This is a genomic window from Phyllobacterium sp. TAF24, from assembly GCF_052113785.1.
Lineage (GTDB): Bacteria > Pseudomonadota > Alphaproteobacteria > Rhizobiales > Rhizobiaceae > Phyllobacterium.
In genome coordinates this window covers 1-13015 of record NZ_JBFRDN010000059.1, presented here as the reverse complement: position 1 = coordinate 13015, position 13015 = coordinate 1, and the positions used below count along the sequence as shown (strand labels likewise).

Below are 13015 nucleotides of genomic sequence, written 5' to 3'. Positions count from 1 at the left end.
ACAACCCACGGCGCTGTCTAAAGACCCGAGCGGGCAAACCATCCCCCCAAAACTCCCAAATATCAAACCAAAACCAGCTTCTCAAAACGCATTATAAACCGGCAGCACACCGTGTTAAGCCCAGAGGCACGACAATGGAGCCGCCGCAAGACGCTCTGCAAAGGGCACAACATCCGCGCTGTCATATAAAACGACGCCATAGGCAAATCTATCGCCGCAGGCGTCTGCGAGAATTCGCAGTCCATCGAAATCAGATGCCTTGACCGTAGCGCTTGCTTTCACCTCAATCCCGACAATCGTGCCATCATCGCGTTCGAGAACGATATCGACCTCATGCATTTTCTGGTCACGGAAGTGATAAGGCGTCAGGCGCAGTTGGGAGCCGGTCATCAGCTTTCGAACCTCAGAAAACACGAAACTTTCCAAGAGTGCGCCAAATATGCTGCGATCTTTTGTGACGCGATCGAAACTTAAGCCACGGCTGGCGGCAAGCAATCCAGAATCGACGAAATGCAATTTCGGTGTCTTGATGATTCGTTTCAGTGTGTTGGTGTACCAAGGCTGAAGTGTAAAGACGAGAAAGACCTGTTCCAACAGTCCGACATAACGCTGGCTGGTTTTGTAGTTGACGTCAATGCTGCCGGCAAACTGCGAATAATTGACCAACTGCCCTGAATGTTCTGCCAGCAGGCGAACGAATTTGGGCAGGTCAGTCAGTTTCTCGATCGCGGCGATATCGCGCAGATCCCTCGTCAGAACGGAGGTCAAATAGGAGCGCGCCCAATCCTGACGCCGACGTTCGGTATCGCGGACAATGGCTTCGGGAAAACCGCCCTGAAGCACCAGATCGACCAGATCATTTCCAACAATAGCCGTTTTGTCACCACGCAGTTTTCCTTCAAACAGTCGGTCCAGAAATGTGGGTTTTCGACCAAGGACCTCCGCGCGGGCCAAGGGCAGCATTTGAAGCGTTTCCATTCGGCCGGCCAGACTGTCCGCAACGCGGGGGAGTGTCAGGATATTGGCTGAGCCGGTCAGCAGAAAACGGCCGGGACGGTAATCCTCATCTACCGTTTTCTTGATTGCAAGCAGCAGATCGGGTGCGCGTTGGATTTCATCGATGATTGCCCGGTCCAATCCCCGGATGAAGCCCACCGGGTCAGACCTTGCAGCATCAAGCACTGTCTGATCATCAAGAGTAATATAGGTCCGTCCAACATCCTCCATCTTACGCACCAGTGTCGTCTTGCCCGCGCGACGGGGGCCGACAATCAAAACCACGGGCGTATCTGACAAGGCCTCTTCTGCTCGTTGCTCGACAAAACGCTTGTACATGCTGATCCCCGATTGGTGGCAATCAGGAATATATATGGTGTTAATTAGTAGTCAATATGGTGGTAATTAGGATCGATTGTGCGGATGTCGGCATTTTGAGGGTGAGGGCTCCGGATGGATTTTTTTGCGCCACACTTGGCATGTCACTACATGTGCCCTTCATCTTCAATGAGCTCTTTATTCATTTGTGCGATCTGATCAAAATCAGAATCTTCCAAACTTCTGATTGCGAATCCGGCGGCGTGTTGATTGGTATCATCAACCATCGTTTCGGAGTTGCACATTCTCTTCTCCTGCAATTTGATTACTGGCTGTCTTGCCAATTATATTTTTCTTAGAGCAGATGTCATTTCTACAGGAAACTCTACTTATGACTGATCAGGTGATCGAGATTCACGGCGTTCGCGTTTTTGTATTTGACGCTAAGGGCGACAAGCTTGCCGGGGAGCGGGATGCGAATGCATTTCTGAGTGCGGTTTGGGCACAGCAGGCAACCCTTGCGGTCATTCCGGTTGAACGATTGGGCGAAGATTTTCTTGATCTCAAAACACGTATCGCGGGGGAGGTCATCCAGAAGTTCGTCAACTATCAGGTTCGCCTGGCAATTCTCGGGGACATCTCCGCTTGGACCAATGAAAGCACGGCATTGCGAGACTTTGTCTATGAGACAAATCGTGGCCGAAGCCTTTGGTTCATCGGTGATTTGGCTGAGCTTGATCAACGGCTTTCAATTGCTGCGTGATTCCTTGCGAACAGGGCAAGAGTAAATCCCTTTCGGATTCTGTTTCCGTGTCTACAACTGCTTTTTTGAAAGAGCTGTTGTTTGCCTTGTAACCAGTTCGAAGCCCACATTGATGGCTGATGCGGGAGAATTGGCTGCATCGGCACTATGGTCGAGAACCTGCAGAAGCAATTCCCCAGTTTTCCGGCCAATCAATTCCGCATCAATGCGAATCGTTGTGATGGCGGGAACGCATTGCCGGGCGATATCGAAATCGCCAAAGCCCATCAGCGACAGATCGTCAGGTACTTTAATGCCGCGGCGGTGACATTCCATCAATGCGCCAACGGCAGAAATATCGGAAACGGCGAAAACGGCTTCCACATCAGGTGCGCGTTCGAGCAAAACACCAAGTGTAAGCGCGCCATGATCGTAGGAAACGGGCGCCAGGCCCTCGCGAATCACCAATTCATCGCCAAGGCCAGCTTCCCGCAACACGGAGGTGAAGCCCGCAAGGCGTGATTCGCCGCGCAAATCCTTGGCGTCGCTGTCCATTCTTGAACCGAGCGCGCCGATTCGCCGGTGCCCAAGGGCCAGAAGGTGCAGCGCCGCCGCCCGCCCGACCTCATAGTTGGAAAAACCAACCGCATGGTCAATCGGATGTTCAGGCGTATCCCAGATTTCGACGATTGGAATTCCGGCACGCAGCATCATTTCGTTTGCTGCCTTGGTGTGGGTCGTTCCGGCAACCACGATCGCGTCGGGGCGGCGAGCCAGCATGGCGCGGATGATTCGCTCTTCTTCCTCAAGCCGGTACATGGTGTAGCCGATAAGCAGTTGGTAATCGGCGGGCCGCATCGCCTCGGCAAGACCCTGAGCCGTATCGGCGAAATTGGAATTTGTCAGGGTAGGGAGAATTGCCGTGATAAAATTGGTGCGCCGGGATGAAAGGCTGCCTGCAACCCGGTCGGGTACGTAGCTCAACTGCTCGATGGCCTTCATCACCTTGTTTCGCGTTGATTCGGAAACAAGGTCGGGGTCCGCAAGCACGCGCGAGACAGTCATCTTCGACACGCCGGCGAGGCGGGAGACGTCGTGCATGGTGGCTTTTGGCGAGGATGGCGGCACGTATCGGTCCTGTCTGTTCCGAATCAGTTACTTCGGGGCGATCCTGTTGTAAACCACATGGTAAAAACGGCCATCGAACATACGCATCATTTCATCGGTGATAACACGCCCTTCCAAGCGGACGGGCGAGGCCAATGCTTCTTTGACGGCTTCCATCGTCGGGTAGTCGACTTCCTGTACCATGGCGATGTCAGGCGAATCGGGGTCCGAATCAATCATACGCATCACACGCACTGCCTGGGCATTCGGCATGCGCTTCCAAATGGGCAGCAATTGCTCCTCGACCATCCGGAAAAACGCCTCTTCCTGACCTGCGTGAATCTTGCCTTCAAAGATGGCCGAACGGGTGAACATCAATCCTCCTCCGGTGATAAGAGCGCGGCATTTTAGGGTTGCCACTTGTAATGTTATCGATAACATGCTTCATTGGAAACACAAGCAGCAAATTTCGTGGGCTGTTGCAGACTGGTTTGAATGCAGTGCTTCTTTGGCGATTTAATGCCAGTTTTGGTACCGCAATCGGACGGCAGCATTTCTAAAGCATGGCGCTGATGGGAGTGTTATCGAGAACAAATGAAATTGAATTCAGGTGGCGTGCTCGGGAGGTACTGCCGGAATCTTGATACAAGTGGAGGAGGCTATAATGGGTATTTCAAAATCATTGCGGGTGATGGTCGCTGCTGTCGGCGTTGCCGCTGCGGGTCTGTTTTCAGCTGTTGATGCCAATGCGGTCACACTGAATGACATCACGTCGCGCGGCACTGTGCGAATCGGCGTGCTGACAGGCGCGCCGCCCATGGGCATGGTGGACGAGAAGGGTAATCCAACCGGATATGACGTTGACGTCGCCAATCTGATTGCCGGTTACCTCGGTGTAAAGGCTGAACTGGTTCCGCTGACGCCGCCGTCGCGCATTCCGGCACTGCAAACAGGCAAGGTCGATTTCCTTGTCGCGACGCTTGCGCCAACGGGTGAACGCGCCAAAACAGTGATGTTTACCCAACCTTATAGTGCATTCAACATGGTGATTGTTTCGGGCAAGGACCAGAAATTCGGCGCGTTGTCAGAACTCGGCGGCAAGCGCGTCGCGGTCAATCGCGGCTCGTCACAGGAAGCCGCTTTGCGGAAGGTTGCCGTGCCGGGGCTTGAGCTTGTGGTTTACGAAGATGATTCGACCACGGCACAGGCATTGATTGCCGGGCAGGTCGATGCGGTTGCCTTGCCTTCCACTGTTGCGGATGCAGTCATAAAGCAACTGCCTGATGCGGGTTTGCAGGTCGGCTTCACGTTCTTCCGTCAGGGCAATTCCATGGCGACTACGCTGCAGGATTTCGAGATGCGTCAATGGCTCAACACGGCCATTTACCTCATGAAGAACTCCGGCGAACTTGATGCAATTTCCGTCAAGTGGACCGGTCAGCCAATGCCGCAGCTGCCATCCTTCTGATCCGCTGCTCAATCGATTCGCCGGGCAAAGTCTGCCCGGTGCAATCCCTCACGGAGGCCGGAGATGTCCTACACCTTCCAGTTTGGCGTGATCGCCCAATATCAGAATGAGATTCTTGCCGGCATATGGATGACGATCAAGCTGTCTGTTGCTTCGATCATCCTTGGTTGCGCCTGTGGTATCGTGCTGGCATCTGTTCGTTCGATGAAGCCGGGCATCGGCCGTATTCTTGTTGATGCCTATGTCGAGATCATTCGTAACACACCGTTTCTGGTGCAGCTTTTCATCGTCTATTTCGGTATGCCGGGGCTGGGAATTCGCGTCAGTGCGGTGACGGCGGCCTTGATCGGCATGACAATCAATCTGGCTGCCTATTCGACCGAAATCATTCGCGCCGGGATCGAATCGATTCACAAGTCGCAGATTGAAGCGGGCGAGGCGCTCGGTTTCACCCGGTTGCAGATTTACCGGCATGTCATCATCATGCCAGCGATTGCGAAAGTCTATCCGGCGCTGTGCAGCCAGTTCGTGCTGATGATGCTGGCTTCTTCGGTTTGCTCGGCCATTTCGACCAATGAACTTGCGGCATCGGCAGCCTTTGTCGAGTCGCAAAGCTTCCGTTCATTCGAAGTCTATATCGTCGTCACACTGATTTATCTGGCATTGGCGCTCGCCCTGCGCGGGGTGCTCGCCATGATCGGATTGTGGTTGTTTGGTCGCCGGGTGGCGCGGCGAACAGCTGTCGCTCTTCCGGAGGTGCAGACATGATTCTCCGTACTTTTGGTTTCAGCGAATTCGGCTTTCTTGTTTCCGCACTGCTATGGACTGTTGTCCTTACCATCATCGCGCTCAGCGGCGGCGGCATTGTCGGCTTCTTCATCGCACTCGCTCGTACCTCCACGCATAAGTGGCTGCGGATTGTTGCGGCGACCTATATCCAGATCATTCAGGGCATTCCGGTGCTGATGATCCTGTTCCTGTCCTATTACGGTCTAAGTCTTGCCGGTCTGCAATTACCACCTCTGGTGGCAGCGGGCGCTTCGATGACGATCTATGCATCGGGCTATCTCGCCGAAATCTGGCGTGGTTGCATCCAGTCGGTGCCCAAGCAGCAATGGGAGGCGTCAGAATCGCTGGCGATGACGCGGACGCAGCAATATCGTTATGTGATTCTGCCGCAGGCACTGCGCATCTCGTTGCCCTCGACCGTTGGCTTTGCCGTGCAGGTGGTCAAGAACACCTCGATCACCTCGATCATTGGTTTTGTTGAACTCGCCCGTGCGGGCCAACTCATCAACAACGCGACGTTCCAGCCATTCCGCGTTTTCATCGCGGTCGCGGCTCTTTACTTCGTCGTCTGTTATCCGCTGTCCCAGCTATCACGTTGGCTGGAAAGGAGACTCCATGCCAGAAGTCATCGTTGAAAATGTCCACAAAAGCTTCGGCATGGTCGAAGTCCTCAAAGGCGTCTCGCTGACCGTCGAGCGCGGCGAGGTCATCGCGCTGATTGGCCGGTCGGGTTCGGGCAAGAGCACGCTGCTCCGCTGCATCAACGGGCTGGAAAAAATCAATTCCGGCCGTATCGAGATTGCCGGCCATACGGTGAGCAGCGATCCCAAACAGTTGCGGGCGTTGCGGACGGATGTTGGCATTGTTTTCCAGAGCTATAATCTTTTCCCGCATCTGAGTGTCGGCGAGAACATCATGCTGGCGCCAAAGATCGTGAAGAATGTGGCCAAGGCGCAGACCCGCGAAACGGCGGAGCGGGTGCTGAAACTGGTTGGTCTATCGGAAAAATTCGATGCCTATCCAGACGAGCTTTCCGGCGGTCAACAGCAGCGCGTTGCCATTGCCCGTTCGCTCGCCATGCAGCCAAAGGTAATGCTCTTTGATGAAGTGACATCGGCGCTTGATCCTGAATTGACCGAAGAAGTGCTCAACGTCATGGAACAGCTTGCGCGTGACGGCATGACGATGATTCTTGTCACCCACGAAATGGCGTTTGCCCGGCGGGTCGCGACAAAGACCATCTTCATGCATCAGGGCAAGATCTGGGAAGAAGGCTTATCAAAGCAACTCTTCAGCGATCCGCAAACGCCAGAGCTGCGCCAGTTCGTCAAAGCCGATGTTAAGTGAAATAACCAATCAGGAATCTCGTGATCATGTCGATTGATATTCTGCAACTCTGTCCTGTCATGCCAGCCCTCGAAGCAGATTTGGCCAAGCGCTATAGCGTTCATCGTTGGTTCGAGATGAAAGATCAGCCGGGATTTCTCAAATCCCATGCGGACAAGATTCGCGGCGTGGTCACTGGCGGGCATATCGGGATTCCGATGGAACTTGCGGCCCAATTGCCAAAACTCGAAATCATTTCGATCAATGGTGTCGGCTATGACAAGATTGATCTGAACGAGGCGCGCAAGCGCGGCTATCGCGTCGCCAACACGCCTGATGTGCTGACGGCTGATGTTGCCGATCTGGCCCTTGGCTTGATCATCGCCCTGGCGCGCCAGCTTGTGCTTGCCGACAATCATGTGCGGGCTGGCAATTGGCCAAAGGGCGAACTTGGTCTGGGGCACCGGGTAACCGGAAGGCGCTATGGCATCTTCGGGCTTGGCCGTATTGGTCAGGCCATTGCCACGCGACTGCAAGCCTTTGACGGGAAAATCTCCTATTCTGGCCGCCGGAAGCTCGATGTTCCCTACACGTTTTATCCTGATATCAACGAGCTTGCAGCCAATTGCGATGTGCTTGTCATTGCGGCGGCGGCCTCGGCGGAGACAAAGCATGTGGTCAACACGGATGTGCTGAAGGCACTTGGCCCCAATGGCAGCCTGATCAATATCGCCCGTGGCTCTCTCGTGGATGAAGCGGCTTTGATTGCTGCGCTGCAGGGCGGATCGATTTCCGGTGCGGGCCTTGATGTGTTCGAGGACGAACCGCGCGTACCGGAAGCCCTGATAGGCATGAAGAATGTTGTTGTGTCGCCGCATATCGCAAGTGCGACCCACGAGACGCGCCGCGCCATGGCTGATCTCGTGCTGGCCAATCTGGAAGCGCAATTTTCTGGCAAGCCACTGCCTGCAGCGGTTGTTTAACTGACGTTCCGACACACGAGGAATAGAAAATGGCTGACGCATCCACAGTTGCTGTTATTGGTGCCGGGTTCATGGGCGCGGCAATTGCAACGCGGCTAATCGAGACCGGCCACGCGGTGACTGTGTTTGATGTTGATGCGCAAAAGGTTGCGGCGCTTTTGGCCAAAGGTGCAATTGCTGCAAGTTCGGCTGCGGATGCTACCGCCAAGAGCAATTTTGTTATTCTCAGTCTGAATCATGCCGATATTGTCCGCGCTGTGGTCTTCGGCTCGGACGGGGTGGCTGCTGCGGCCACAGCCGACAAATTGCTGATCGATATGTCGTCGATCGACCCGAAGGAAACCGCTGAGATGGCGGCAAAGCTTGCGGAGCAAACCGGGATGAAATGGCTGGATTGCCCGCTATCCGGCGGTGTTCCCGGTGCGCTTGCGGGGCGATTAACGGTTATGGCGGGCGGTGATGCTGCCGATTTCGAACGCGGACGGACCGTGATGCAGCACCTTTGCGCCAACTACACATTGATGGGACCAAGCGGCGCGGGGCAGACCACCAAGCTGATCAACCAGCTGTTTTGCGCCGTGGCGTTTCAGGCCGTTGCCGAGGCGGTCAAGCTTGCGGAAGCGGGCGGCGTTGATCCCGCCATCATCCCACAGGCGTTGGCAGGCGGGCGCGCCGACAACCGGATCATGCAGGAGTTTATGGCGAAATTTGCCGCCCGGGATTATACGCCGACCGGGCGCATCGATAACATGCTGAAGGATCTCGACTCTCTGCAGGCCTTTGCCTTGAAGACAAAGACGCCTTTGCCGATGACCGGACAGGTGGTCGAAATTCACCGGCTGCTCTGTGCAGCCGGATTGGGTCCACGCGATTCGGCCGAAATGATGCGGCTGCTGGATGGTTTTTCCGACGAGCGTTAGAGATCCTGTGCTTGCAGCCATTGCACGCTGGCATCAACAATCTGCTTGATTGGATGGGCGACGTCTTGCGTGAAAACCAGTGGCTCGCCCTTCGGTGATTCCAGCGTCGCCAGCTGGCTGTCCAGCATGGACAGCGGCATGAAGTGCCCGGTGCGCTTCCCCATATGGTCACGCAGAACCTCAAGGGTGCCATCGAGAAAGACAAAGGCGAGCGCTCCGCCAGCTTCCCGGCGCAACCGGTCACGATAGCTCTTTTTTAGCGCCGAACAGGAAACGATGACACCCTTCTCGGCTTTGGCAAGTTCCGCACCAATTTTGTCGAGCCATGGCCAGCGATCATCGTCGGTCAGCGGAATGCCCGCCGACATTTTCTTCACATTGCTTTCGGGATGCAGAACGTCGCCTTCAATGAAGGGCAGGGACAATGCGGCCGCTATTCCTTCGCCGATCGAAGATTTACCGGAGCCACTCACTCCCATGACGATGAGCCGGATCATACGGACGCCGTGATTCCGCCATCGACGTGGATGACCTGGCCATTGACGAAGGATGAGGCATCGCTGGCAAGGAATACGGCTGCTCCCACCAATTCTTCGACATTGCCCCAGCGACCCGCTGGCGTGCGCTTTTCCAGCCAGCCGGAGAATTCAGGATTATCGATAAGGGCCTGATTGAGCGGTGTCTTGAAATAGCCGGGTGCGATGGCGTTGATCTGCAAACCATATTTTGCCCAGTCCGTGCACATGCCGCGGGTGAGATTGCGGACAGCGCCCTTGGTTGCCGTATAGGGCGCGATGGACGGACGCGCCAGTTCGCTTTGCACCGATGCAATATTGATAATCTTGCCCCGTCCGCGTTTGATCATATGCTTTGCCACACTTTGCCCCGTATAGAAGACACTTGATATATTGGTCTGCAACAGCAGCTGCCACTTGTCCTCAGGGAAATCCTCGAGCGGGGCGCGAAACTGCATCCCGGCATTGTTAAAGAGAATATCGATAGCGCCAATCTCAGCTTCGATCTTGTCCACGCCGACTTTGACGCTGTCAATATTGGTCACGTCAAACGCGGCTGCGTGGGCTTTGTGACCGGCAGCTTTCAGCTCAGTGACCGCTGCATCCACCTTGGTTTCATCGCGGCCATTGATGATGATTTCCGCCCCATGTTCAGCCAGACCTTTTGCGAGGGCAAAGCCGATGCCCTGGCTTGATCCTGTGATGAGGGCACGTTTCCCCTCAAGGCTGAACAATGGATAGGCCATTCTTTCTTTCCTCCGGTTTTGCGGAAATTCGACTCGCGAAAGCTGTCGCTTCTTCTCCGCTTGACATAAATGTTATCGATAACATATGCAAGTATCAGTGTGTCAAAGCGCTTCGCCTACCCGCGACAATGTCGTCTGGGTGCGGGATGCGCAAGGGAGGAATGCATGAAGGCCGTCGTCATCCACGCCGCGAAAGATTTGCGTATCGAAGAACGTGATCCGGGTGCGCCTGAAGCCGGGCAGGTGGATATTGCCATTGAGGCAGGCGGCATATGCGGCTCGGATCTGCATTACTATAATCATGGCGGGTTCGGCACGATCCGGCTGCGCGAGCCGATGATTCTTGGCCACGAAATTGCCGGAACTATTCTGGCTTTGGGAGCCGGCGTGAGCGGGCTTGCCATCGGTGATCGTGTTGCCGTATCGCCCAGCCGGCCCTGCAATCATTGCGACTATTGTCTTAAAGGGCTGCAGAACCATTGTCTTAACATGCGCTTTTACGGCAGTGCGATGCCTATGCCGCATATTCAGGGCGCATTCCGCCAGCGGCTGATTGCCGAGGCATGGCAATGTCACAAGGTGGCAGACGGTGTCTCCATCAATGAAGCAGCATTTGCTGAGCCGTTCGCCGTGACCCTCCATGCAGTCAACCGAGCTGGGTCGTTGCTCGGCAAGCGGGTTCTTGTTACGGGCTGTGGTCCCATCGGTGCTTTGACCATTTTGGCTGCACGGGCGCACGGCGCACAGGAGATTGTTGCAACCGATGTCATGGATGCAGTTCTGGTGAAGGCGAGGGAAGTTGGCGCCGACCGAACCATCAATGTCGCCGAATATCCGGAACAACTTGCCGCCTATTCCGCCAACAAAGGCTCATTTGATGTAATGTTCGAAGCATCCGGCAATGAACGGGCGCTACGCGCCGGGCTGGAAGTCTTGCGGCCGCGCGGCATTCTCATGCAGCTTGGTCTTGGCGGTGACATCTCCATTCCGCAGAACATGATCGTTTCCAAGGAAATCGACCTGCGTGGTTCTTTCCGCTTCCATGAGGAGTTTGCGCTGGCCGTTGATCTCATCAGCCGGAAAGTGGTCGATGTGAAGCCGCTGCTGACGGGGATTTTCAAGCTCGATGAAGCGGTCAAGGCATTTGAGACGGCGGGGGATCGCAGCCGTTCGATGAAGGTGCAATTGGCCTTCGACTGACATTCGCGTCCGGAATGAGGCAAATGTTCCCAAATGTTCGTTGAAACCGCTTTTGCCTATGCTAAGGTCCGGCGACACTTCCCCTTTGATAGAGCGTTGATGCTTTCGAGCGTATCGCCGAGGGTTTGTTTGGAGCGAGAGTTTCGGGAGAAGGCCTGACAAGGGCCGCATCGTGACGGCGATCCTGTGCCGTCATCAGGAAGGACAGAAAGAATCATGACATTGCACCAGAATCTGATCGATGGCGCTTGGACCGGCGGCGACGCCATTGCCAACATCAATCCTTCCAATACCAATGATATCGTCGGTGAATATGCACGGGCAACGGCCGAAGACACGTTGAATGCCATAGCGGCGGCGAAGGGAGCTTTCCCGGCATGGTCACGCTCCGGCATTCTTGAGCGCCATGCGATCCTGCGCAAGACCGCCGACGAGATCACCGCCCGCAAGGATGAAATCGGTCGCCTGTTGTCACGCGAAGAAGGCAAGACATTGGCCGAAGGTATCGGCGAGACAGTGCGCGCTGCTCAAATCTTTGATTTCTTCGCCGGAGAAGTTCTGCGTCTGGCGGGTGAGGTCCTGCCGAGCGCGCGCCCGAATATCGGTGTTGAAATTACCCGTGAGCCAATTGGGGTTGTCGGCATTATCACCCCATGGAATTTTCCCATCGCCATTCCCGCCTGGAAGATTGCTCCAGCATTGGCCTATGGCAATACGGTCGTGTTCAAGCCAGCTGATCTGGTGCCGGGCTGCTCCTGGGCGATTGTCGACATATTGCACCGCGCCGGTCTGCCAAAAGGTGTGCTCAACCTTGTCATGGGCAAGGGGTCGGTGGTTGGTCAGACCATTCTCGATAGTGCTGATGTGAATGCCATCACCTTCACCGGTTCGGTTGGCACGGGCAAACGCGTTGCCGCTGCCTCCATTGAACATATGCGCAAGTTCCAGCTGGAGATGGGCGGCAAGAACCCATTCGTTGTGCTTGACGATGCGGATTTGAACGTCGCCGTCGAAGCAGCCGTTAACAGCGCCTTCTTCTCGACAGGTCAGCGCTGCACGGCGTCCTCGCGTATTATTGTCACTGAAGGCATTCACGACCGCTTCGTTGCTGCGGCGACCGAGCGTCTGAAGGGTGTCATCGTTGACGATGCGCTGAAGGCTGGAACCCATATCGGCCCGGTGGTTGATCAGAGCCAGCTGAAGCAGGATGAAGACTATATTGCCATTGGCCAGAGTGAAGGCGCGAAGCTGGCTTTTGGCGGCGAGCGGCTGACCCGTGATAATCCCGGCTTCTATCTGCAGCCAGCATTGTTCACCGAAGCCACCAACCAGATGCGGATTTCGCGCGAGGAGATATTTGGTCCCGTGGCCAGTGTCATCCGGGTCAAGGATTATGAAGAGGCATTGCATACGGCCAATGATACGCAGTTCGGCCTGTCATCGGGCATCGCCACGACAAGCCTCAAACATGCAACGCATTTCAAACGCAATGCCGAGGCTGGCATGGTGATGGTCAATCTGCCAACAGCCGGTGTGGATTTCCATGTGCCGTTCGGTGGGCGCAAGGGCTCAAGCTATGGTTCGCGCGAGCAGGGCAAATATGCTGCTGAATTCTATACGACCGTAAAGACGGCTTACACGCTGGCCTGAAGTCAGCTTTCTCGCTCTTTATGACGGATCTGTTTTTGACGGGCGGTGCGGTGCACCGCCCGTATTTATTGGGTTCTGGTTGTTTGTTGGTTTTGGTTATCCCCAGGGTTGGTTGTGCTGGCTTGAGAAAGTTTAGATTTGTGCGTTTTTTTGGGAAAGGCGTGTTGACAGTTTTGGTGGTGGGGGTCTATATACCGACACAACGAGGGCGGGGCGCCGCTGGCGGTTGCTGAATGCGCCCTAAAGGAAGCTCTC

15 protein-coding genes are annotated in these 13015 nt (G+C 55.2%); 9 read left to right on the top strand and 6 right to left on the bottom strand.

Annotated elements, in window-relative coordinates; genetic code table 11:
• Window positions 1–114 precede the first annotated feature (114 nt).
• Entirely contained in the window at window positions 115–1335 is a 1221-nt protein-coding gene (locus AB4Y96_RS25985; RefSeq protein ID WP_441920875.1) for an ATP-binding protein, read from the bottom strand.
• Window positions 1336–1481: 146 nt separating this feature from the next.
• On the bottom strand, window positions 1482–1619 hold the full coding sequence (locus AB4Y96_RS25980; protein WP_441920873.1) for a hypothetical protein: 138 nt from the start codon (window positions 1617–1619) through the stop codon (window positions 1482–1484).
• 86 nt (window positions 1620–1705) lie between these two features.
• Between AB4Y96_RS25980 and AB4Y96_RS25975 the strand changes: the two genes are divergently transcribed.
• Window positions 1706–2077, top strand: coding sequence for a DUF4180 domain-containing protein (locus tag AB4Y96_RS25975; protein WP_441920871.1), 372 nt, complete (start codon window positions 1706–1708; stop codon window positions 2075–2077).
• Window positions 2078–2128: 51 nt separating this feature from the next.
• On the opposite strand, the gene AB4Y96_RS25970 is transcribed toward AB4Y96_RS25975, so the two are convergent.
• Together AB4Y96_RS25970 and AB4Y96_RS25965 are read right to left on the bottom strand one after the other, a co-directional pair.
• Complete coding sequence (locus AB4Y96_RS25970; protein ID WP_441920877.1) at window positions 2129–3157, bottom strand: LacI family DNA-binding transcriptional regulator; 1029 nt, start codon at window positions 3155–3157, stop codon at window positions 2129–2131.
• 54 nt (window positions 3158–3211) lie between these two features.
• Window positions 3212–3538 carry a hypothetical protein gene (locus AB4Y96_RS25965; RefSeq protein WP_112530614.1) on the bottom strand — a complete coding sequence of 109 codons (327 nt, stop codon included), beginning with the start codon at window positions 3536–3538 and terminating at the stop codon, window positions 3212–3214.
• Window positions 3539–3827: 289 nt separating this feature from the next.
• Here AB4Y96_RS25965 and AB4Y96_RS25960 point away from each other — a divergent pair, with 289 nt between their 5' ends.
• The 6 genes from AB4Y96_RS25960 (at window position 3828) to AB4Y96_RS25935 (ending at window position 8649) form a co-directional block, all read left to right on the top strand.
• Window positions 3828–4631: a transporter substrate-binding domain-containing protein gene (locus AB4Y96_RS25960; RefSeq protein WP_441920869.1), complete on the top strand. Its 804-nt coding sequence runs from the start codon at window positions 3828–3830 to the stop codon at window positions 4629–4631.
• Window positions 4632–4694: 63 nt separating this feature from the next.
• Window positions 4695–5399 (top strand): amino acid ABC transporter permease, encoded by a 705-nt coding sequence (locus tag AB4Y96_RS25955; RefSeq protein ID WP_227987839.1) that lies wholly within the window; start codon window positions 4695–4697, stop codon window positions 5397–5399.
• The gene (locus tag AB4Y96_RS25950; protein WP_091886893.1) at window positions 5396–6055 is read left to right on the top strand and encodes an amino acid ABC transporter permease; all 660 of its coding nucleotides are present in this window, start codon (window positions 5396–5398) and stop codon (window positions 6053–6055) included. The genes AB4Y96_RS25955 and AB4Y96_RS25950 overlap by 4 nt, the downstream gene beginning before the upstream one ends.
• The gene (locus AB4Y96_RS25945) at window positions 6036–6767 is read left to right on the top strand and encodes an amino acid ABC transporter ATP-binding protein (protein ID WP_091886896.1); all 732 of its coding nucleotides are present in this window, start codon (window positions 6036–6038) and stop codon (window positions 6765–6767) included. Before AB4Y96_RS25950 ends, AB4Y96_RS25945 begins: the two co-directional genes overlap by 20 nt.
• A 26-nt stretch (window positions 6768–6793) precedes the next feature.
• Complete coding sequence (locus AB4Y96_RS25940; RefSeq protein ID WP_441920866.1) at window positions 6794–7729, top strand: 2-hydroxyacid dehydrogenase; 936 nt, start codon at window positions 6794–6796, stop codon at window positions 7727–7729.
• A gap of 29 nt (window positions 7730–7758) precedes the next feature.
• Window positions 7759–8649 (top strand): NAD(P)-dependent oxidoreductase, encoded by an 891-nt coding sequence (locus tag AB4Y96_RS25935; RefSeq protein ID WP_441920864.1) that lies wholly within the window; start codon window positions 7759–7761, stop codon window positions 8647–8649.
• On the opposite strand, the gene AB4Y96_RS25930 is transcribed toward AB4Y96_RS25935, so the two are convergent.
• On the bottom strand, window positions 8646–9146 hold the full coding sequence (locus tag AB4Y96_RS25930; protein WP_091886904.1) for a gluconokinase: 501 nt from the start codon (window positions 9144–9146) through the stop codon (window positions 8646–8648). The genes AB4Y96_RS25935 and AB4Y96_RS25930 overlap by 4 nt on opposite strands.
• Window positions 9143–9910, bottom strand: coding sequence for an SDR family oxidoreductase (locus AB4Y96_RS25925; RefSeq protein WP_441920863.1), 768 nt, complete (start codon window positions 9908–9910; stop codon window positions 9143–9145). The genes AB4Y96_RS25930 and AB4Y96_RS25925 overlap by 4 nt, the downstream gene beginning before the upstream one ends.
• Before the next feature lie 165 nt (window positions 9911–10075).
• On the opposite strand from AB4Y96_RS25925, the gene AB4Y96_RS25920 reads away from it, so the two are divergent.
• Together AB4Y96_RS25920 and AB4Y96_RS25915 are read left to right on the top strand one after the other, a co-directional pair.
• Window positions 10076–11110 (top strand): L-idonate 5-dehydrogenase, encoded by a 1035-nt coding sequence (locus tag AB4Y96_RS25920; RefSeq protein ID WP_441920861.1) that lies wholly within the window; start codon window positions 10076–10078, stop codon window positions 11108–11110.
• A gap of 216 nt (window positions 11111–11326) precedes the next feature.
• Window positions 11327–12760 (top strand): aldehyde dehydrogenase family protein, encoded by a 1434-nt coding sequence (locus tag AB4Y96_RS25915; RefSeq protein ID WP_441920859.1) that lies wholly within the window; start codon window positions 11327–11329, stop codon window positions 12758–12760.
• The last annotated feature ends 255 nt before the right edge of the window (window positions 12761–13015 follow it).

What these genes read in the sequence shown, in the direction of transcription:
- AB4Y96_RS25985 (WP_441920875.1), bottom strand. Translation starts at nt 1,335, where the DNA reads ATGTACAAGCGTTTTGTCGAGCAACGAGCAGAAGAGGCCTTGTCAGAT.
- AB4Y96_RS25980 (WP_441920873.1), bottom strand. Translation starts at nt 1,619, where the DNA reads ATGTGCAACTCCGAAACGATGGTTGATGATACCAATCAACACGCCGCC.
- AB4Y96_RS25975 (WP_441920871.1), top strand. Translation starts at nt 1,706, where the DNA reads ATGACTGATCAGGTGATCGAGATTCACGGCGTTCGCGTTTTTGTATTT.
- AB4Y96_RS25970 (WP_441920877.1), bottom strand. Translation starts at nt 3,157, where the DNA reads ATGCACGACGTCTCCCGCCTCGCCGGCGTGTCGAAGATGACTGTCTCG.
- AB4Y96_RS25965 (WP_112530614.1), bottom strand. Translation starts at nt 3,538, where the DNA reads ATGTTCACCCGTTCGGCCATCTTTGAAGGCAAGATTCACGCAGGTCAG.
- AB4Y96_RS25960 (WP_441920869.1), top strand. Translation starts at nt 3,828, where the DNA reads ATGGGTATTTCAAAATCATTGCGGGTGATGGTCGCTGCTGTCGGCGTT.
- AB4Y96_RS25955 (WP_227987839.1), top strand. Translation starts at nt 4,695, where the DNA reads ATGTCCTACACCTTCCAGTTTGGCGTGATCGCCCAATATCAGAATGAG.
- AB4Y96_RS25950 (WP_091886893.1), top strand. Translation starts at nt 5,396, where the DNA reads ATGATTCTCCGTACTTTTGGTTTCAGCGAATTCGGCTTTCTTGTTTCC.
- AB4Y96_RS25945 (WP_091886896.1), top strand. Translation starts at nt 6,036, where the DNA reads ATGCCAGAAGTCATCGTTGAAAATGTCCACAAAAGCTTCGGCATGGTC.
- AB4Y96_RS25940 (WP_441920866.1), top strand. Translation starts at nt 6,794, where the DNA reads ATGTCGATTGATATTCTGCAACTCTGTCCTGTCATGCCAGCCCTCGAA.
- AB4Y96_RS25935 (WP_441920864.1), top strand. Translation starts at nt 7,759, where the DNA reads ATGGCTGACGCATCCACAGTTGCTGTTATTGGTGCCGGGTTCATGGGC.
- AB4Y96_RS25930 (WP_091886904.1), bottom strand. Translation starts at nt 9,146, where the DNA reads ATGATCCGGCTCATCGTCATGGGAGTGAGTGGCTCCGGTAAATCTTCG.
- AB4Y96_RS25925 (WP_441920863.1), bottom strand. Translation starts at nt 9,910, where the DNA reads ATGGCCTATCCATTGTTCAGCCTTGAGGGGAAACGTGCCCTCATCACA.
- AB4Y96_RS25920 (WP_441920861.1), top strand. Translation starts at nt 10,076, where the DNA reads ATGAAGGCCGTCGTCATCCACGCCGCGAAAGATTTGCGTATCGAAGAA.
- AB4Y96_RS25915 (WP_441920859.1), top strand. Translation starts at nt 11,327, where the DNA reads ATGACATTGCACCAGAATCTGATCGATGGCGCTTGGACCGGCGGCGAC.